Annotated in this window: 18 protein-coding genes and 1 tRNA gene; 8 read left to right on the plus strand and 11 right to left on the minus strand. The window is 46.2% G+C overall.

What is annotated here, in order from left to right:
* Nucleotides 1-48: 48 nt before the first annotated feature.
* Entirely contained in the window at nt 49-330 is a 282-nt protein-coding gene (locus RIE73_RS23245) for a hypothetical protein (RefSeq protein WP_446403448.1), read from the plus strand.
* Here RIE73_RS23245 and RIE73_RS23250 read toward each other — a convergent pair.
* The 3 genes from RIE73_RS23250 to RIE73_RS23260 form a co-directional block, all read right to left on the minus strand.
* The gene (locus RIE73_RS23250) at nt 301-1,206 is read right to left on the minus strand and encodes a methylenetetrahydrofolate reductase (RefSeq protein WP_446403449.1); all 906 of its coding nucleotides are present in this window, start codon (nt 1,204-1,206) and stop codon (nt 301-303) included. The two genes, RIE73_RS23245 and RIE73_RS23250, sit on opposite strands and share 30 nt — an antisense overlap.
* 133 nt (nt 1,207-1,339) lie before the next feature.
* Entirely contained in the window at nt 1,340-2,350 is a 1,011-nt protein-coding gene (trpS, locus tag RIE73_RS23255) for a tryptophan--tRNA ligase (RefSeq protein WP_446403450.1), read from the minus strand.
* Between the two features lie 63 nt (nt 2,351-2,413).
* Nucleotides 2,414-2,866, minus strand: coding sequence for a hypothetical protein (locus RIE73_RS23260; protein ID WP_446403451.1), 453 nt, complete (start codon nt 2,864-2,866; stop codon nt 2,414-2,416).
* On the opposite strand from RIE73_RS23260, the gene psb28 reads away from it, so the two are divergent.
* The 3 genes from psb28 (at nt 2,865) to RIE73_RS23275 (ending at nt 4,094) form a co-directional block, all read left to right on the plus strand.
* A complete protein-coding gene (gene psb28 / locus RIE73_RS23265; RefSeq protein ID WP_446403452.1) occupies nt 2,865-3,200 on the plus strand; it encodes a photosystem II reaction center protein Psb28 in 336 nt (111 codons plus the stop codon). The genes RIE73_RS23260 and psb28 overlap by 2 nt on opposite strands.
* A 238-nt stretch (nt 3,201-3,438) precedes the next feature.
* Nucleotides 3,439-3,942 carry a MogA/MoaB family molybdenum cofactor biosynthesis protein gene (locus tag RIE73_RS23270; protein ID WP_446403453.1) on the plus strand — a complete coding sequence of 168 codons (504 nt, stop codon included), beginning with the start codon at nt 3,439-3,441 and terminating at the stop codon, nt 3,940-3,942.
* A 79-nt stretch (nt 3,943-4,021) separates the two neighbouring features.
* Nucleotides 4,022-4,094, plus strand: a tRNA-Glu gene (locus RIE73_RS23275).
* Nucleotides 4,095-4,237: 143 nt separating this feature from the next.
* On the opposite strand, the gene RIE73_RS23280 is transcribed toward RIE73_RS23275, so the two are convergent.
* The 3 genes from RIE73_RS23280 to RIE73_RS23290 form a co-directional block, all read right to left on the minus strand.
* A complete protein-coding gene (locus RIE73_RS23280; protein ID WP_446403454.1) occupies nt 4,238-4,588 on the minus strand; it encodes a ribulose bisphosphate carboxylase small subunit in 351 nt (116 codons plus the stop codon).
* A 38-nt stretch (nt 4,589-4,626) separates the two neighbouring features.
* Nucleotides 4,627-5,013: a RuBisCO chaperone RbcX gene (rcbX, locus tag RIE73_RS23285; RefSeq protein ID WP_446403455.1), complete on the minus strand. Its 387-nt coding sequence runs from the start codon at nt 5,011-5,013 to the stop codon at nt 4,627-4,629.
* 408 nt (nt 5,014-5,421) lie between these two features.
* Nucleotides 5,422-6,852: a form I ribulose bisphosphate carboxylase large subunit gene (locus RIE73_RS23290; protein WP_446403456.1), complete on the minus strand. Its 1,431-nt coding sequence runs from the start codon at nt 6,850-6,852 to the stop codon at nt 5,422-5,424.
* Between the two features lie 702 nt (nt 6,853-7,554).
* Here RIE73_RS23290 and RIE73_RS23295 point away from each other — a divergent pair.
* On the plus strand, nt 7,555-8,682 hold the full coding sequence (locus RIE73_RS23295) for a ligand-binding sensor domain-containing protein (protein WP_446403457.1): 1,128 nt from the start codon (nt 7,555-7,557) through the stop codon (nt 8,680-8,682).
* Nucleotides 8,683-8,855: 173 nt separating this feature from the next.
* Nucleotides 8,856-9,635 carry a 3-methyl-2-oxobutanoate hydroxymethyltransferase gene (panB, locus tag RIE73_RS23300; protein WP_446403458.1) on the plus strand — a complete coding sequence of 260 codons (780 nt, stop codon included), beginning with the start codon at nt 8,856-8,858 and terminating at the stop codon, nt 9,633-9,635.
* A 192-nt stretch (nt 9,636-9,827) separates the two neighbouring features.
* Here panB and RIE73_RS23305 read toward each other — a convergent pair whose 3' ends face one another.
* Entirely contained in the window at nt 9,828-10,490 is a 663-nt protein-coding gene (locus RIE73_RS23305) for a cofactor assembly of complex C subunit B (protein ID WP_446403459.1), read from the minus strand.
* A 106-nt stretch (nt 10,491-10,596) separates the two neighbouring features.
* Entirely contained in the window at nt 10,597-11,325 is a 729-nt protein-coding gene (rpaB, locus tag RIE73_RS23310; RefSeq protein ID WP_446373579.1) for a response regulator transcription factor RpaB, read from the minus strand.
* A gap of 174 nt (nt 11,326-11,499) precedes the next feature.
* Between rpaB and radA the strand changes: the two genes are divergently transcribed.
* Both radA and RIE73_RS23320 read left to right on the plus strand, forming a co-directional pair.
* Entirely contained in the window at nt 11,500-13,083 is a 1,584-nt protein-coding gene (gene radA / locus RIE73_RS23315) for a DNA repair protein RadA (RefSeq protein WP_446403460.1), read from the plus strand.
* 42 nt (nt 13,084-13,125) lie between these two features.
* A complete protein-coding gene (locus RIE73_RS23320; RefSeq protein ID WP_446403461.1) occupies nt 13,126-14,058 on the plus strand; it encodes a polysaccharide pyruvyl transferase family protein in 933 nt (310 codons plus the stop codon).
* A 184-nt stretch (nt 14,059-14,242) separates the two neighbouring features.
* On the opposite strand, the gene RIE73_RS23325 is transcribed toward RIE73_RS23320, so the two are convergent.
* Genes RIE73_RS23325 through hpsE form a run of 3 tightly spaced genes read right to left on the minus strand, consistent with a single transcriptional unit; the run spans nt 14,243 to nt 17,329 of the window.
* Nucleotides 14,243-15,430: a glycosyltransferase family 1 protein gene (locus RIE73_RS23325; protein ID WP_446403462.1), complete on the minus strand. Its 1,188-nt coding sequence runs from the start codon at nt 15,428-15,430 to the stop codon at nt 14,243-14,245.
* Nucleotides 15,324-16,385, minus strand: a complete 1,062-nt coding sequence (locus RIE73_RS23330) for a glycosyltransferase family 2 protein (RefSeq protein WP_446403463.1) — start codon at nt 16,383-16,385, stop codon at nt 15,324-15,326. The genes RIE73_RS23325 and RIE73_RS23330 overlap by 107 nt, the downstream gene beginning before the upstream one ends.
* A 20-nt stretch (nt 16,386-16,405) precedes the next feature.
* Complete coding sequence (gene hpsE / locus RIE73_RS23335) at nt 16,406-17,329, minus strand: hormogonium polysaccharide biosynthesis glycosyltransferase HpsE (protein ID WP_446403485.1); 924 nt, start codon at nt 17,327-17,329, stop codon at nt 16,406-16,408.
* Nucleotides 17,330-17,470: the final 141 nt, after the last annotated feature.

Raw genomic sequence — 17,470 nt, forward strand, 5'->3', positions numbered from 1 at the left:
TGAATATAAACCCAAAAATTCAACGTCAAAATCCTTAATGTTCAAAACATGATTTTTGACGTTTTAGCTACACCTGATTTATCCTCATTCCCAGCCTGTCAATCAGGACATTGCCTAGAAGGTGAGCCATGTCTCACTCTAGGTGATCACCAGTCTCTGCTGACGAATGCCAAAAGACCTGCTGTGAGGTATCTTAAAAATGATAATCTTTCCCTATTCCCAGACATGCCGTGGCACATCTGGAACATTACTCTCCCTGCGATCGCCACCGAAAACCGTTTCCGCCTACTCAAATGCGTTTTACCGACTCAGGGGTGGGATTTCTGCTAAATCCAGAATCTGGGGAATCAAATCTTCTCGCTTAATCACCATAATATGCACACCCTGGCACAGTTGTTTGGCGAGTTTGATTTGTTCAGCCGCAATTTTCATCCCTTCTTGCAGTGGATCGGTGGCGGCTGCCAATCGATCAATAATGGATTGGGAAATATTGACACCGGGAACGTATTTATTCAGAAATCGAGCATTTTTCGCCGATTTAATCAAAAATATCCCCGCTAAAATCGGCTTATCGGTGTCAGCCGCAATCTTATCCATAAACTTTTCCAGCCGCTGGAAATCAGCAATCAGTTGACTCTGGAAAAACTGGGCACCCGCTTCTAGTTTACGCTCAAACCGACGTTGTAATCCAGACCAACTTTTTAACTGAGGGTCAACGGCGGCTCCAGCAAATAACTCTGTCTTTCCATCCGACAATGGCTTGTCATTAGCATCGAAACCGTTATTGAGTTTACTGATTAGCTGGAGCAAACGTACTGATTCTAGATCAAAAACAGGCTTGGCGTCAGGATGATCACCGACTTTTACCGGATCACCCGTGAGGGCAAGAATGTTACGAATGCCCAAAGCCTGCGCTCCCATCAGATCCGCCTGTAACCCCAATCGATTGCGATCGCGGCAAGCGATCTGACAGATTGGTTCAATTCCATGTTGGACTAAAATAGCAGCGGCGGCTAAAGAAGACATCCGCAGCACAGCCCTAGATCCATCGGTAAGATTAACCGCATGGACACGATTCTTCAATGGTTTTGCCAGATTAATCATCTGGCTAGCGTCACCTCCCTTGGGGGGGCTAACCTCTGCCGTAATTAAGAATTCCCCTGATTTAACGGCGTCTCGGAATGAGGGTTGAGTAAGGTTTGTCATTTGTTATTCGTCATTTGTTATTCGTCATTCGTCATTCGTCATTTGTCATTTGTCATTTGTCATTCGTCATATCTTCCCCTGCTTCCCCTGCTCCCCCTGCTTCCCCATCTCCCAGACGCGCCATGGCACGTCTCTACAGAGGTGTAGAATACCCCATAGCTGCCTTGACTCTGGATAGGGTTGAGAGAGCGATCGCTTCTGCTTTCTCGCGCCCTTGACGTAAGATTGACTCTAGATAGCCCTTATCTTCCATCACAGCTTCATAGTTCTGCTGAATTGGTTTGAGGGCTGCAATCGTGGCTTCACTCAACACCGTTTTGAACTGTCCCCACCCCATATCCTGACATTCGGCGGCAACGGCTTCCTGGGTTTTCCCCGACAGTAGGGTATAAAGCGAGAGCAAGTTATGACACTCTGGACGTTCAGGATTGTCAAATTCTAGCCCCTTAATCGGATCAGTCTTACAGCGCTTAATTTTCTTTTGAATCTCCTCTGGAGAATCCAGTAGATTAATCCGACTCATCGGGGATGGGTCAGATTTAGACATTTTCTTGGTGCCATCCGTGAGACTCATCACCCGCGCTCCTTCTTTGCGGATTAAGGGTTCGGGTAGTTTCAGCACGGGCTTTTTCTGGCTGCCATACTGATCATTAATCCGAATCACTATATCACGAGTGAGTTCGATATGTTGCTTTTGGTCTTCTCCCACGGGGACTAAATCCGCATCATAGAGCAAAATATCGGCTGCCATCAGCACCGGGTAGTCCAGTAAACCCGTACTAACATTTTCGCCCTGCTTCACCGCCTTTTCTTTAAACTGAATCATCCGTTCCAGCCAATTGATTGGCGTGACGCAGTTAAACAGCCAGGTAAGTTCACAGTGAGCGGGGATGTGAGATTGAACAAAAATAGTTGAATCGTTCAAATCCACGCCACAGGCTAGATATAGCGCCGCGATCGTGTAGGTATCTTCGGCTAGAGTTGCTGGATTATGGGGAACCGTAATTGCGTGTAAATCGACGACGCAAAAGAAATTTTCATACTGACTCTGGGCGTCTACCCAATTACGGATAGCTCCGAGATAGTTACCCAGATGAAGATTGCCAGTTGGTTGAACTCCAGAGAGAACGCGCTTTTTGCCCATTGATATTGGTTAAGGATGTCCAGCAAAGGTGGCGAGAGTCCCAGGTTTGTACCCAGGTTCGGGTCAAGCCTTGGAGGATTCGCCTTGAAGCAGATGTTTGGCAGGAACCTGACAAACTGTCTCCCTAAGGATAAAGTAGCCAGGATTCGACCGAGCTACGCTAACGCCAATGAGGGAGCGATTGATAATTTTTTGATGATCTGCTCTATCAATTTTGCCATCACCTCGGTCGTTATGGCAGTCAAACCTCACTTTTTTTGTTAAGTGTAAAGTTTTTGGTAAAATTACTATGAAATCTAAACGCCCAAATCGCTTGCTGTTCTCAGGTAGGAATAGATGGGCGAGGATTAAAGAATCGGTGTCTGAACGCTCAAGACGCAGCAGTTCATCGGGGTTGGACGTAGAACTGGATTCCCAGCTTGAGAAAATGTCCAACTCCAGTCGTTGTGCCAATGGCAAGCACGGCAGATAATTCAATTGGTGATAACCTTCATAAATTTTGATTGAACGGCTCATGGCAAAAATTCAATTTATTCAAGGCATTGACGAAGAAGTTGTACCTGATGTACGTCTGACTCGCTCCCGTGATGGTAGCAATGGTACGGCAACATTTTATTTTGATAATCCTAAGGCGCTCAATGGCAACTATGGTGAAGAAATAACTGGGATGTACCTACAGGATGAAGAAGGAGAGCTGGTCAGCCGAGAGGTTAAAGGCAAATTTGTCAATGGACAACCGACAGCATTAGAAGCAATTGTGATCATGAAATCGGAAGAAGAATGGAATCGTTTTATGCGTTTCATGGAGCGCTATGCTGAGGAGAATGGGTTAGGATTCAGCAAGTCTTAATCCTCCCTCACTTTAACGGTGAGTAGTAACAATGTAGTATTCTTTAGGACATTGACCCCGTAGATCTCAACGCTTTGGCATCTACGGGGTTTTCGTGTTCAATGTCCACTTCTATATTTTCTTGAGCTGCCTAAACACCGTAAGATATAGCAGTACCAAAACAGGTTAGGACATTCTTTACTGTTCCCTGTTCCCTCTTGGGATCAACTGATGTCCTAACGTATCCCCGTAGTGCTATATGACACATCAACCTCATCCCGATACCGGATCAAGATCGATCGCGACGGCTGTGGTAACTGTTAGTGATACGCGATCGCCAGATTCAGATCGCAGTGGTTCCTGCATCCAGCAATTGCTGCGTGATGCGGGTCATCGGGTTGTCGCTTACGAAATTCTCAAGGATGAACCGAACCAAATTCAGAAATATCTGCAAGTTCTCGCCCAGCGTTCAGATATTCAGGCGGTTGTGGTTAACGGGGGTACAGGAATCGCGGCGCGAGATACTACCTATGACGCCTTAGCGGGTTTGTTAGAAAAGACCTTACCCGGATTTGGTGAGGTCTTTCGTTGGCTTAGTTACCAAGAGATTGGCTCACGGGCGATCGCGTCACGGGCTGTGGCTGGAGTGTATCGCCGTAAGCTGATTTTCTCCCTTCCTGGTTCTACGGCAGCCGTTACCCTGGCTATGGAAAAGCTGATTTTACCAGAATTGATTCATTTAGTCACTCAGTTAGAGTCCTAAATTTTCTCGATTAATTTCTTGGCTGGGGAGTTGACAAGCCCAAAAATGTTCGTTATATTTATTAAGGTCTGAGAAACAAGCCCCCATCGTCTAGAGGCCTAGGACACCTCCCTTTCACGGAGGCGACAGGGATTCGAATTCCCTTGGGGGTATTAAATAAGGTTGTAGTAGAGACGTTGCATGCAATGTCTCTACAATTTTTTTGTCTCTTCTGGCTTCTGACCTAATAAAAATAAAAAAGAGAGGTAATAAGACCTCTCCTCTCTATCTCAGCAGACTTTTAAGCCGTTGCTACTTAGTAATAACCTCGGCTACGACCACTTTCACCAGGCTTATAGATAATAAAGCTCAAAACTTGACACTGCTTAATGTTGTCAAAACCCACAACGCGGATAAAGTTGTCGCGATAGTCAGACCGACAAGCATCCACCTCAGCCATGACATCTTTAGTCGAAGTGGCATTGAACAGGGGAAGTTTCCACATTGTCCAGTAGTGCTGGTCGGGTTCTGAGCTTTCGCTAAATTCAATCGCGGGAATGAACCCCTGATCCAAAATGTATTCAATTTGGCGGACAATTTGCTGATCGCTCAGAGGCGGCAAATAGGACAAAGTTTCGTAACGACGCTCTTTGGGTAAAGTTTGCATGGGTAATTCAGTAATGGTTATGTTTTGTCAATGTCTAACTAGGTGTCCGAATCAGCTTGCTGTTCGGGTGAGGCTGGGTCAGAAATACTGAGTTGGGTGATTCGTTCCAAATACTGACGACGATACTCCATGTTCGACTGCTGAATATTGCTGCGAACCATTTCTGGCAAGAAGTCCGTCACTTCCTCAGCTAAATACTGTCGCACTGTCATGATCCGAAACGCCAGTTCTTGGTTTTCCTTCAGGAGTTCTTGAAGATAGAGATCTCCGTCTTGAACTCCTTGATTTGCCGAAAAAGAATGCAACCACAGCGCCTGGGGTGGGTTAGTTTCTCCCAATTGATCCAGGGTAATCCGCAGTGCTTGATAAGTCATATAACTGGTCAGCACTTTGGCTGTATCTTTGGCAACTCGTTTTAGTTCCATAGTCTGATCCCAGCCCTCTAACAGTTTGACACTCTCTCGACTAAAGTACGAGAGATTCTGCTGACAGAACTAATTGGAAAGTTCTCGCTACGACCGTCAAACGCCGTCTAGACAGTCGGTAGGGAAAAGCCTACTTTCTGCTTACTTTCATCCTGGTGGTGTCCTCTATGGGGTTGTCTCCACCAGAATATTAATAGCATAAACCAATCAGCTTAACGGGTCTGGAATAATGGCGATTAAAATCACATTTCGACTTCGCTCAATGTTTCACCAATTAGCATCCCTCTCCAGTCTAAAGCTTGCCCTCGAACGAAGTGAAGGGACTTGGAGTTTCCTGCTATGGGTTAGATGAAGTCTCAATGGTGAAGTATGAAGTGGAGAACTTCATACTTCGCACTTCATCCCATTTTAGACGGTATCAACCGCTTCATACTCGAACTTGATTTCCTTCCAAAGTTCGCAAGCGGCGGCTAATTCAGGACTCCATTTCGCGGCTTCGCGGATCACGTCGCCACCTTCACGCATCAGGTTACGTCCTTCATTCCGGGCTTGGATGCAGGCTTCTAATGCCACACGGTTAGCGGTTGCTCCCGGCGCATTACCCCAGGGGTGACCCAGAGTACCACCACCAAATTGCAGGCAGGAATCATCACCAAAGATTTCTACCAGTGCAGGCATGTGCCAAACGTGGATACCACCAGATGCCACGGGCATTACACCGGGCATGGATGCCCAGTTTTGAGTAAAGTAAATGCCACGTTCGCGATCGCGCTCGATGTGATCTTCCCGCATTAGGTCAACAAAGCCCATGGTGATGCCTTTTTCACCTTCGAGCTTACCAACCACAGTACCGGAGTGGAGGTGGTCACCACCAGACAGCCGCAAGCACTTCGCCAGCACCCGGAAGTGAATGCCGTGAACCTTCTGACGGTCGATTACCGCGTGCATCGCCCGGTGGATGTGCAGCAGTAAACCATTGCTACGGCACCATTTTGCCAAAGTGGTGTTGGCGGTGAAGCCACCCGTCAGGTAATCATGCATGATGATCGGCGAACCCAGTTCCTTAGCGAACTCAGCCCGCTCCATCATCTGTTCACAGGTGGGGGCGGTGACATTCAGGTAGTGACCTTTCACTTCACCGGTTTCGGCTTGAGCTTTTTCAATTGCCTCTTGCACAAACAGGAAGCGATCGCGCCAGCGCATGAAGGGCTGGGAGTTGATGTTTTCGTCGTCTTTGGTGAAGTCTAGACCGCCGCGCAGACACTCATAAACGGCACGACCATAGTTCTTCGCCGATAACCCCAACTTGGGCTTAATCGTACAACCTAACAGAGGACGCCCATACTTGTTCAACTTATCGCGCTCAACCACGATACCGTGAGGCGGTCCTTGGAACGTCTTCAGATAAGCCACAGGAACCCGCAAATCTTCTAGACGCAGGGCTTTGAGAGCTTTAAACCCAAACACGTTCCCCACGATGGAGGTCAGCATGTTGGTCACCGAACCCTCTTCAAACAGATCCAAGGGGTAGGCGACGTAGCAGATATACTGATTATCTTCGCCACGAACTGGCTCGACTTCATAGCAACGACCTTTGTAGCGATCGAGGTCAGTTAACAAGTCTGTCCATACCGTTGTCCATGTCCCGGTGGAAGACTCTGCTGCTACCGCCGCACCCGCTTCTTCCGGGGGAACTCCCGGCTGCGGAGTCATGCGAAATGCTGCCAGAATATCTGTATCTTTAGGAGTGTAATCCGGAGTATAATACGTTAATTTATAATCCTTGACCCCGGCATCATACCCAGCTTTTGACTGAGTTTTTGTTTTAGCGTAAGACATGTTTTCCTTCCTTAGGAACTACTGAATGTTGCGACAGGCTTAATCCATAAGCATTATTAACGATTTTACGCCCTTAGTTAAGCCCTAAAATCGGTGACATCCTCCTACATTCAATCAAAGATTAGAATGTAGGCTTCCTTCAGTACAGCCTTTGGAACCATACCTCCAGTGTTTTCTAGTGGGGATATGCCCAGCCCCACTTCTTGCTTATTCGCTTGGTTTTTGGTCTCTGAATTACCTATTATCCGCCATATTGGGTCAAAAAACTTGACTGAGCCAAGACATTTTTTTATTGAGCGGATCGGGCAAGAGTAATTATCCCACATCACCAAACAAACGATTGCTTAACGTGGTTTTCTCTTCCCTTCTGGCTTTAGCTAATCTGGCAATTCATTTCACGCCAAGTTAAACAACCATAGCGTGTTAGCGAAGCAGCACATCATGCAGCTCCTTGCCAGACCCGTTAAATTTTCAGCAACGTAGTTAATATACCAAAGAATTCAATAAGTTTAACTTCAAATATTCTTGAGAATTGTATAAGGTACTGTTATAAATCAACGAAACGTAAATTTATGTTAATTTTTTGTTACATAGTAACCAATTTGGGACATATTAAGGTAAAGATTCTATAGTCCAGGCTGTACCATCACTCTTTAATATAGATATAGATCTCGAAAAACTATCCAAATCGTCTCAGACACCATGGCGTCTTTGAATGCCCCGATTCGTCTTTTCCTCGGTGCGACCCTGCTAGGGTTGGGGGGGGCTCCGACCAGGCTCATCTCTTCTGTCGGGATGGGAACTGATCCGACCCTAGTGCTAGCCCAAGAAACCCTAGCTCAAACCGAACTAGGAACAGCCCCCGACTATCGAGGTGCGCCCCCTCCCCCTGGCGGCGAACCGTTACCCCCCGAACGCTTGCGGCGCGAAGTCGAACCCCTACCCACGGATTTTCGCGTCCCTGCATTGCAACCCGACTACACAGGAGACCTCTGGGTGGGAACCTACTCAGGATTCGCCCGAATTGACCCAAACACCGGACGCCTGAAAGCCCGGGTTGATTTACCCAACTACACAATCGACGCCTTAGCCCAAGACCGAGTCGGGCGAATTTGGCTAGGAACGTATGAAGGATTGTTACGAGTCGATCCTCGGAGTAACGAAGTTACTGCACAAAACTTTACATTACCCTCGAATCGGGTCTTATCCTTACAAGTTGATCGGCGCGGGTATCTCTGGGTAGGAAGCGATCGCGGTTTGGCTATGATTAGTCCTGACCAAGGATTATTAATGACCACAGTGCAAGAACTCCCTGGCGTTAGCGCCAATGCTTTGACATTAGATGAAGACGGTCAACTGTGGGTGGGTACATTAGAAGGATTAGTGCAAATCGATACCGCCAGCGCCTTTATCATTCGGCGGATTGGTAATTTACCTGGAACCATTGTCCAATCCCTAACCACCGGACCCGATGGTAAGTTGTGGGTGGGAACTCCCAGTAGTCTGTTAGTGATTGACCCGAACAATCCCTTTGCTGAACCGCGTTCGGTGACACCATTACGGGGACGTAGTGTAACAGCGGTGCGCTTTGCTTTAGATGGTAGTGTGTGGGTGGGTACGGAAGGTGGCTTATTAAAAATCCGAGCGGAAACGGGAGCGGTGTTGGGTGAACTGTCGAATCTTCCCTCGGATTATATTCTTTCCCTGTCCCCAGATGTAGGGAATAAATTATGGGTGGGAACAACGGAAGGATTAGCCTGGGTTAGCCTATCCACGGGTCAAGTCAGACCCCATTTAGCGTTTGTGAAGAATCCGCCAGAGACGTTTTAGTTTTTGGTCATTGGTCATTGGTCATTTGTCATTTGTTCAGGACGTCATCATTCATAATTTAGACGGGGCGGGTTTAGTTCCGTTAGTGGTTTGAGTTTAAACGTTATCGGTAAAACCCGCCCCTACAGACGCGCCATGTCCGACTAGCGAAGCGAAGGATCACAATTCCCCCAATGGTCAATATCCAGCAACTGAAACAATGGAAACAACAAGGGCGTCCGTTAGTCGTCTTGACCGCTTGGGATTATGCGATCGCACAATTATTAGATGCGGCGGGAGTAGATATTATTCTGGTTGGGGATTCCTTGGGAATGGTCACATTAGGGTATGAAACGACATTACCCGTAACCTTGGACGAGATGCTGCACCATGCTAAAGCCGTGCGTCGGGGGGTAAAACAAGCATTCGTGGTTTGCGATTTACCCTTTTTAAGTTATCAGGAAAGTCTCCAACAAGCGATGCACTCGGCGGGTCGGGCATTGAAGGAAACCGGGGCGCAGGCGGTAAAATTAGAAGGCGGACATCCAGCTATAGCCCAAACAGTAGCCCACTTAACGGCGGCGGGAATTCCGGTGATGGGTCATGTCGGGTTGACACCGCAGTCGGTACATCTGCTGGGTTATCGTCAGCAAGGGAAAACAGAAGAGACAGCAGAGCGGATTTTAGCCGAAGCGATCGCGCTTGAGCAAGCGGGTGTCTTTGCCCTAGTTTTAGAGCATATTCCGGCGGATTTGGCTAGGAAGATTACACAAACCTTAACCATTCCCACCATTGGGATTGGTGCTGGAGCCGATTGTGATGGACAGGTGTTAGTCACAGCCGATTTACTGGGACTTTCGGAACGTCAGCCACCTTTTGCCAAAGTCTATGCGAATTTGCGGCAAGTGATTACTCAGGCGGTGCAAGACTATAGTCATGATGTGCGAGAGCGACAGTTTCCAGAGGGGAAATAGTTGACTTAACCCACCAAGCCACAACAATTAAGCTAGAACCAGGAAGACCAGGGACTACAGCACCCACGACACCCACAAGCATCAGGGCAATTAATCTCCAGTAGAGCAAAGTGATAGACATCTAAACTTAACGATATCAAGTTAGTAAACGTTCCTCAAAGTCTTACATAAGACATAATACATAAGACGATCCTAACCGTTGACATTCGACTGCACTGACTGACTCAACGTGTTTTCTAGTTTATCAGCTAGCCCCTCAATCCAGCGCTCATCTTGTTTGGTGTAACTGCGGGGAGCATTCGCGCCTAAAATTAAAGCACCCTGATTGCCCAGAGGTTGACAGATGAGTCCTTGGGTATTTTCTGGTAAGTAGTCAAATTCGATTCGCCCTGGATACAGTTTCAAGTCAACCAGGTAAATGGGTTTTTGTTGCTCCAGAACCCGCTTCAGGATAGCACCGGGTTTTACCTCTGGGTTTTTTCCCAATACTCCCCGCCTGAGTAGCACTTTTCCCTGATAAAACACAACCAGCGATCGCGTCACGGTATTCGTCAATAATAAATGTGACGCCCAAGCCAGTTCCGTTTTTACCGCCTCCGGTAACTCTGGTGTCAGTTCAAACCCTTCCTTCCCAATTAAATCTACCGCATCTGGCGATCGCGGCTGCACCTGCTGCCACAGCAAACCTGTCAAAATCAATATGGCACTGAGAATAACCCCCAGTGCGTCTGAACGCGCCTGAGATTCCGTCAGTTGGGGAGTCAGCAAGCGATTGATGAACAATAGCGTCCCGCCTAATCCCCCCACAATAAACGGTAATTGTCGCAACACAGAATTCTGATCAGGTTTAGCCATTTTTTCCACAGCGTTATATTGTTTCGATGAACGCAAGCCTGTCCTAACTGTTGTAGCGGTTGCTACAACACTCAACCTTCACCGCTCAAAACCCAACACTCAAAATTTATGTCTCCCCATCTTCGAGTATCCGTTGAAATAAATATCCAGTCCCCCGTGCGGTGAGAATCAACTCTGGATTGCTCGGATCATCTTCCAGCTTGGCTCGCAGTCGAGAAATATGCACATCGACAACGCGGGTATCGACGTGGCGTTCTGGGGTATATCCCCACACCTCCTGTAAAATTTCTGACCGAGAGAAGGGTTCTCCAGAGCGACTGACTAACAATTCCAGGAGACTAAATTCCATCCCCGTGAGCCGAATCCGTTCATCTCCCTTATATACCTGTCGTTTGTTTGTATCAATTTTGATACTAGCGACATGGATTACCCCAGAACTGGGAATCCCGGACGCTCCTACCTTGTCCACCCGCCGCAACACCGAACGAATCCGGGCTTCTAACTCTTTGGGCGAAAAAGGCTTGACCACATAATCATCCGCGCCCAACTCTAACCCAGTAATTCTGTCGGCAACATCACCCAATGCCGTTAGCATGATGATGGGGATATCCGATTCCTTTCGCAACTCTTGACAGACGCCGTAGCCATCTAGCTTGGGCATCATCACATCTAACACCACTAAATCGGGTTCACTCGTGCGGAAGGTTTCTAAGGCTTCTTCCCCGTCGGCGGCGGTGACGACATCGTAGCCAATCATCGACAGGCGAGTTTCCAAGATCCGGCGGATACTCGCTTCATCATCGACAACCAGAATTTTTTCCTTATCAGTTTCCAATTGATTCAAGACTCCTAATTTACGGTCAACGAAGTGTTAATTTATCAGTAGCTTATCTCTAAGATATAACGTTATACGAAGCTTTTTTAAGTCATAATGCTTTCGTCTGACATTTTCTTACGACTTTTTAAGATTGGTTTAAGTATTGAAAATTCCTAGCACCTTGAGATCAGGATGCCTAAGACTAAATCCATCTATGTTTGTAATCAATGTGGGGCAGAACACTCCCAGTGGTTTGGCAGATGCTCCTCCTGCGGCACCTATAACTCCTTAGAGGAGAGTATGCTCTCAACAGCGACTAACTTGAGGAGTGGGGGTTGGCAATCCAATACCCGCGCCTTGACTCCATCGCCAACCTCCGGACGCGCTCAACCGCGAGCCTCACTTAAGTTCTCAGAAATTTCCAATAATGTCCAGAGCCGATTTGCCTCTGGGTATAGTGAATTGGATCGGGTACTAGGAGGCGGGGTCGTCCCGGGTTCCTTGGTGTTGATTGGCGGTGATCCAGGGATTGGCAAATCCACGTTGCTGCTACAGGTGGCAAATCAACTGTCCCAGGAGCATCGTATCCTCTATGTTTGTGCCGAAGAGTCGGGACAACAGGTGAAACTGCGAGCCTCTCGCCTGGGGGTTTGTGCTGATCCGCTTCAGGAGGCGGCAGATAATAATAGTGAGGCGACGAGTAATGGGGCGGCAAAAAAGCGGGGGAAATCGGCAAAGTCGAAAACCGCGAATCAGGGCAAATCCGCTGGGGATCATGAGCCAAATCTGTATGTATTGGCAGAGACGGATTTAGAAGAGGTATTACGGGAGTTGGAGTCACTTAAACCCCAAGTTGCCGTCATTGACAGTATCCAGACGCTCTACTTCGCCGCGTTAACTTCAGCACCGGGTTCCGTGGCGCAAGTGCGGGAATGTACCTCAGCCTTGATGCAGGTAGCAAAGCGGGCAAATATTACCTTACTGATTGTCGGACATGTAACCAAAGAAGGGGCGATCGCAGGACCGAGGGTGCTGGAACATTTGGTGGATACGGTATTGTATTTTGAGGGCGATCGCTTTGCCTCTCATCGTCTGCTGCGATCGGTAAAAAATCGGTTTGGTGCAACTCACGAAATCGGGATTTTTGAAATGGTGGATAAGGGGTTGCAGGAGGTGGTGAATCCGTCGGAGCTATTTTTGGGCAATCGGGATGAAATGAGTCCGGGTACAGCGACGGTGGTGGCTTGTGAGGGGACTCGTCCGATTTTAGTCGAGTTGCAGGCGTTAGTGTCCCCCGCCAGTTATGGTGCGCCGCGTCGTTCAACCACTGGCGTGGATTATAGTCGATTACAGCAAATTTTGGCAGTCTTGGAAAAACGGGTAGGGATTCCTCTGTCTAAATTAGATGCTTATGTGGCTACGGCTGGCGGGTTGGGCGTTGAGGAACCGGCGGCGGATTTGGGAATTGCCATTGCAGTCGTGGCGTCATTTCGCGATCGCATGGTTGATCCGCGCACGGTGATGATTGGCGAAGTTGGATTAGGGGGACAGGTGCGGTTGGTGTCGCAAATGGAACTACGGTTAAAGGAAGCCGCCAAATTAGGATTTAAACGGGCGATCGTTCCCAAGGGTCAAGTGTTACCGGATCTGGATATTGAGGTGATCCCAGTTTCCAGGGTACTGGATGCAATTATTGCCGCGTTACCGGGAGGATTGCGCCAGAATTCAGCAAATGAGGCAAATGATGCCAATGAGGAAGAGGAAGACGACTTTTAGAGTTTTGGGCGTACAGAATGTGGGATAACAATAAAATGAAAAATGAAGCTCTACTACTACAAATCCGATGAATACGCCAATTTTGGTGATGAACTCAACCCTTGGATCTGGAACCAATTAATACCCAACATTCTGGATGAAGACGGACGAACCCTTTTTGTAGGAATTGGGACGTTACTCAACAAAAAATTACCCAAGGCAGAGAAAACCATCGTATTTGGAACGGGTGTAGGATATGGATATGGAACTGTACCCAAAATTAATCAGTCTTGGACGATATATTGCCTCAGAGGACCCCTGTCTGCCCAAGCGCTTGGTGTTGCCAAAGAAGCCGCCGTTACCGATGCTGGCTTACTGGTAAGGCGATTATTTCCGGCGAATCATTCTAAAACCCAGCGCTTTGCTTTTATGCCTCATTTCAAGCACGCTATCCTAGCCAGTTCAGCCTGGAGTGCTATCTGTGAACAACTGGGATTCGCCGATATTGATCCGCGTTGGTCAATTGAAAACATTTTATCAGCAATTAGCCAAACTGAGGTATTACTCGCTGAAGCCATGCATGGTGCTATCATTGCGGATGCCCTACGAGTGCCTTGGATTCCGATCAAAACCAGTGCCAATATTAATTCCTTTAAATGGCAGGATTGGTGCCTGTCTCTAGGTATTGAATACCAACCTCAGTATGTTATGCCTCTCTGGGATTTCTATCCTGTGTTTCCTGAGGCTCCTTCGACTCGCTTGCGTATTCGCCCAGAAATTAATTACTGGATAGATTGGTTAAAACAGGAGCAATTAAGCGTGTTTAATCAAATTGGCGGTGATCCAAATCAGCGAGTCGCCCGACAACTTATGGATATTGCCAAAACAGTCAAACCTAGTTTAAGTGATGAGTTCATCGTTGAGCGTCTTACCCATGAACTAGAGACAAGACTACAGCAATTTAAGGACGATGTTAGAGCGGGGATTTTTACCTAATTAGGGGCTGCGGAATAAGTCTTGTGGTGGGGAGAGGCAATAGGCAATAGGCAATGGGCAATGGGCAATGGTTTCAACCCTCTGTTGAGGTAAAATGTACCCTCGCTCCCCCAGCTCCCAGACGCGCCATGGCGCGTCTCTACATTGCTCCCCCTCACCACAACAGTTATTCAGCAAGCCCTACTTAGTTATGTGTTTTGGGGAAGAGGAGTTTTGTGATCGCTTCTGCGGTTCGTTGTTCTCGCCAAATCCAGTGGTTATCCTGTCCCTTCTGGCGAATATGAGTGATGGCTTGATTAATTAGGAAACCAATTTCGTCAAACGTTGAGAATGTTGCACCAATGGGGACAGGGGCATTCACTTGATGCTTAATAACTGGATAATCAGAGGCAATAATATAACAGCCACACGATCCGGCATCACTAATCACACCACTGGTGCGGTAGTAATAACGATCTTTGTCATAGTGAATGACCAAAATATCAATCTGTTTTAATACACTGATATAGTCCTCTTCTTTGGTGGTATCGTAGAGAGCTACTCCTAATTGATCTAAATAATCAGGTTTTTGACCAAAGGGTGTACCTATGATTAGTTCGCATTGATCAGAATTTGAGCTGATGTATTCCTGTAATCTGCCAATTAGTTTTGAGATAGGTTTATCCTGTCGAATCATCCCCACCACCCCTATCTTAATTTTGGCATCTATAGGCAAGCGTTCACCGGGTTTCCGGTTGGGCGTGACTTCGCTAAGGATTGGATGAGGGATAATTATCTTGGATGACGCTGGTAAGCGAAATTTATCTGGGATAACATGATCATCGATTTCAAATAAAACGACTTTTAAATTGTTGAAAAGTTGCAGATACCTTTTTAGGTAGACTAATCCGAATAATTTGATTTTGCTAGTCATGGCAAATTGTTGATTACCATGTAAGCTAATCAATACCTGTTTTCCTGTTAAAGCTAGTAAAGGCAGAACTCCTAATAAATGTTGGTTATAGATTTCAAATATAAAAATTGTATCGATATCTTTAAGCTGAAATGCTCTAATCCCCATTGAAATGTGGCGGTACTCGCGGCGAAATTGAAGTCCTATGGAGTAATTTGGAATTGATTGGCTGATTTTTTTGAACCAAAGGGGTAAATCAGTTTCTATAGATAAAAACCCTATTTTTTTAGTCTTGATATATTGCTCAACGAGCAGAATGTCTTTCAGACCCGGATGCATTAATTGCATTTTTTTATGTAATAACGAAACAGTTTTACTTGGATCTGGGTAGATACAGATGACTCTTTGGTATTTGTGGTGGAACTCTAATTTTTTGGGACAAAACTTTAAGGAATGCACGTCCCAGTATTTTAGTGTCATAAAATAATTCTAACAATAAGCTTACATATCCTAATCGTTTATCCATAAGTACTCCCCGATTTATAATCCCCATATCTATCAACTGCTGACTATTTTTCAGCCGCACAGAAATTTCTGGCTCGTACAGGTTTAGTGGCTTATTTTCGGCAATAAGTTGAGCATATTTTTGGTATTCGACGGCTCCTTGCCAGTGCTGATTCCTCTGGATTTCTGATTGCACGTAATCGATAAAAAATGAAAAATATTTAAAGTGTAGCAAACACGCCGTTGTCGAAGAAACTTTTATATTTTTTGTGACATGTTCTGAATAAAATATCATAGTATCATTGTATTTAAGCAAAGGAAACTTGGTTAAACAGTAGGGCTTCTTGCCTCGTTTATCCTCACTGCCAAAGATACGTTGTCGCAATCCTCCCCAATAATAATCCCTGATTGTTCCTTCCTGGTGATGATAATACTGTCTATCAAAATAGGGACAAATCTCTAAAAAGTCATCTCCCGGACTATAGTAGGCTTCCTGAACAGGCTGCTGCGAATACATGTCTAACATAATCCCTTGAACGGCATTTTTCCCTTGCCATTCTATTTGGCGACAAAAATCGCTTAGGCTGCGGGTTTCACAATCGGGATAATAGAGAATTTCATCGGCATCAACGATTAAACACCAGTGATTTTGACCGTAATTTTTGAGTAACCCTTCTAGCCAATTTAGTTTATTGTCCTGGAAAGATTCTTGAGTATGCCACGTATAGACATCCTCTTGCTGGATTAAATAGTCTAAGGTCTTATCTTCTGAGTCGTTATCGACGATAAAAAACTTAGATATTCCTTTTTCGCGATAGTAGTTTAAGAAAAAAGGCAAACGTTTGGATTCATTCCTGACAATTACAAAACATAGGAGTTCTGTGCCTGTTAATGCTATATCTTTAGAGTCAACTCTATTTAAATTTTTCATAGTCAATCAAATCCAATGATTTATTTATAAAAATTCCGCAGGAGAATCGTGAGCAGTAATTCCATTTCTCCAGCAGCAACAACATCCGTTTTCAGCACAGAACGATATTTGAGAAAGTGGAGGATTAGTTTTCTGATATCATTGCCTAGATAGATCGGTACAACCAGGGGTCTTTGCCAGGGTTTATAGGCTAACATTCGCACCTGATATCGTAGCCGACCATTATTTTGAAAGAAACGCCGCAGATACTCTTTATCAAAACGGGATTTAGGAATAAAATGGTCAATTTCCATGGCTGGATTGAACCATAGTTCCCAACCGCCTTGCCAGAGGTATGACAGCATTTCTAAATCTTCATTGGTTTGAGGGAGCAGGGGACGTTCAGGGACAGTTTCTATCCAAGCCTGTTTGCGAATTACGATTCCGGCTCCTGGAGGAAACATCTTTTTGCGGGTAGAGGCATACTTTTGGTTATAACAATAGGGTTTCGTTCCTTTAATCAAGGCAAAATAACGGGCAATTCTCTCAAATCCGGGCGGGGGTTCGACTTCAAATTTGCCATGGATTTGTCCTCCATACGCCCCAGCTTTTGGATGAGATTGCCCAAAATGATCAGCTTGGGCTACCCAATTGGGTTGGGGAAAATTATCGTCATCCAGAAAACCGATTAAAGCACCTTTGGCTTCTCGGATGGCACATCGTCTAGCAAATGCTAGTCCTTGTTCAGGTTCCCAGTAATAATGAAGAGGATAAGGTTCCGACCAGTTCGCTTGGTACTCCTGAACGACCTTAGCCGTATCATCCGTGCTATTATTATCAACGACAATAATTTCCCAGGAAATAGGCTCTGTGCCTTGCTGCGATCGCAACCTATCCAGAACCTCTGGTAAACGATTCGCGCCGTTATAGGTACAAATCGCGACAGTAAAATTGATCGCATTCATCCCCGTAATCTTCCTCTGAGGAATCACTTTCCTACTGATTGAATCGTGAGTTGGAGTCGAGCGATCGCTCTGTGCCCAATCCAAATCTGCTCACTTGTAGCAAATACACCGAGGAAACACCATACCCTATTGTTGGTTTGA

Source organism: Coleofasciculus sp. C1-SOL-03, from assembly GCF_040220555.1.
In the GTDB taxonomy this organism is placed as follows: Bacteria; Cyanobacteriota; Cyanobacteriia; order Cyanobacteriales; family Coleofasciculaceae; genus Coleofasciculus.

Excerpts from the sequence above, each read along its gene's own strand:
- RIE73_RS23245 (WP_446403448.1), top strand. The coding sequence starts at position 49 with ATGATTTTTGACGTTTTAGCTACACCTGATTTATCCTCATTCCCAGCC.
- RIE73_RS23250 (WP_446403449.1), bottom strand. The coding sequence starts at position 1,206 with ATGACAAACCTTACTCAACCCTCATTCCGAGACGCCGTTAAATCAGGG.
- trpS (WP_446403450.1), bottom strand. The coding sequence starts at position 2,350 with ATGGGCAAAAAGCGCGTTCTCTCTGGAGTTCAACCAACTGGCAATCTT.
- psb28 (WP_446403452.1), top strand. The coding sequence starts at position 2,865 with ATGGCAAAAATTCAATTTATTCAAGGCATTGACGAAGAAGTTGTACCT.
- RIE73_RS23260 (WP_446403451.1), bottom strand. The coding sequence starts at position 2,866 with ATGAGCCGTTCAATCAAAATTTATGAAGGTTATCACCAATTGAATTAT.
- RIE73_RS23270 (WP_446403453.1), top strand. The coding sequence starts at position 3,439 with ATGACACATCAACCTCATCCCGATACCGGATCAAGATCGATCGCGACG.
- RIE73_RS23280 (WP_446403454.1), bottom strand. The coding sequence starts at position 4,588 with ATGCAAACTTTACCCAAAGAGCGTCGTTACGAAACTTTGTCCTATTTG.
- rcbX (WP_446403455.1), bottom strand. The coding sequence starts at position 5,013 with ATGGAACTAAAACGAGTTGCCAAAGATACAGCCAAAGTGCTGACCAGT.
- RIE73_RS23290 (WP_446403456.1), bottom strand. The coding sequence starts at position 6,852 with ATGTCTTACGCTAAAACAAAAACTCAGTCAAAAGCTGGGTATGATGCC.
- RIE73_RS23295 (WP_446403457.1), top strand. The coding sequence starts at position 7,555 with ATGGCGTCTTTGAATGCCCCGATTCGTCTTTTCCTCGGTGCGACCCTG.
- panB (WP_446403458.1), top strand. The coding sequence starts at position 8,856 with ATGGTCAATATCCAGCAACTGAAACAATGGAAACAACAAGGGCGTCCG.
- RIE73_RS23305 (WP_446403459.1), bottom strand. The coding sequence starts at position 10,490 with ATGGCTAAACCTGATCAGAATTCTGTGTTGCGACAATTACCGTTTATT.
- radA (WP_446403460.1), top strand. The coding sequence starts at position 11,500 with ATGCCTAAGACTAAATCCATCTATGTTTGTAATCAATGTGGGGCAGAA.
- RIE73_RS23320 (WP_446403461.1), top strand. The coding sequence starts at position 13,126 with ATGAAGCTCTACTACTACAAATCCGATGAATACGCCAATTTTGGTGAT.
- RIE73_RS23325 (WP_446403462.1), bottom strand. The coding sequence starts at position 15,430 with ATGACACTAAAATACTGGGACGTGCATTCCTTAAAGTTTTGTCCCAAA.
- RIE73_RS23330 (WP_446403463.1), bottom strand. The coding sequence starts at position 16,385 with ATGAAAAATTTAAATAGAGTTGACTCTAAAGATATAGCATTAACAGGC.
- hpsE (WP_446403485.1), bottom strand. The coding sequence starts at position 17,329 with ATGAATGCGATCAATTTTACTGTCGCGATTTGTACCTATAACGGCGCG.